The sequence below is a fragment of the Microvirga sp. Mcv34 genome, from assembly GCF_024519725.1.
Classification (GTDB): domain Bacteria; phylum Pseudomonadota; class Alphaproteobacteria; order Rhizobiales; family Beijerinckiaceae; genus Microvirga.
In genome coordinates, this window is record NZ_JALJRK010000257.1 from 1 (window position 1) to 1,007 (window position 1,007).

The window sequence follows — 1,007 nt, forward strand, 5'->3', positions numbered from 1 at the left end:
ACACGCCCCAGAAGGTTGTCTGGCGGGCTCGGATTGTTCTGCTGACGGGCGAGGGCCTGCGCGCCACCGAGGTGGCTACCCGCGTTGGCACGAGCACTCTCACCGTGCGGCGCTGGCGCCGCCGTTATGTGCAAGCGGGCGTGGAGGGGCTTCTCAAGGACGCCACCCGCCCGCCCGGGCGCAAGCCCCTCACGGCCGCGGTGATCCAGCGGGTGGTCGACATGACCCTGCACGAGAAGCCGCCACGAGCAACCCAGTGGAGCGTGCGCTCGATGGCGGCTGTCACAGGCCTGTCCCACACCAGCGTGCAGCGGATCTGGCACGCGCACGGTCTCAAGCCACACCTGGTCAAGACCTTCAAGCTCTCCACTGACAAGCGCTTTGTCGAGAAGGTCCAGGACGTGGTCGGCCTCTACCTTGATCCGCCGGACAAGGCCCTGGTGCTCGCGGTTGACGAGAAGAGCCAGATCCAGGCGCTCGACCGCACCCAGCCGGGCCTGCCGCTGAAGAAGGGCCGCGCCGGCACGAGGACCCATGACTATAAGCGCCATGGCACCACGACCTTGTTTGCCGCTCTGGATGTGGCCACCGGCACGGTGCTGGGCACCTGCATGAAGCGCCATCGTCATCAGGAGTTTCTGCGCTTCCTGCGCGTCATCGACCGCAACACCGACAAGCGCCTCGCCCTGCACCTGATCGTGGACAACTACGCCACTCACAAGCACCCGAAAGTGAAGGCTTGGCTGGCGAGCCATCCGCGCTTTCATCTGCACTTCACGCCGACCTCGGCCTCGTGGCTCAACCAGGTGGAGCGCTTCTTCGCCCTGATCACGCAGGAGCGCATCCGGCGCGGCGCCTTCACGAGCGTGCCCGCGCTGGAGAGCGCCATCATGGACTATCTGGAGCATCACAATGCGGATCCCAAACCTTTTGTCTGGACAGCCCCAGCCGCGGCTATCCTGGAAAAGGTCGCCCGTGCGAAACAAGCGTTAGAGTCACAACACTAG

Annotated in this window: 1 protein-coding gene; it reads left to right on the plus strand. The window is 65.1% G+C overall.

Annotated features, from left to right (window positions below):
* A partial coding sequence (locus OC446_RS30500; RefSeq protein ID WP_262032606.1) for an IS630 family transposase occupies positions 1-1,007 on the plus strand: 1,007 nt, incomplete at its 5' end.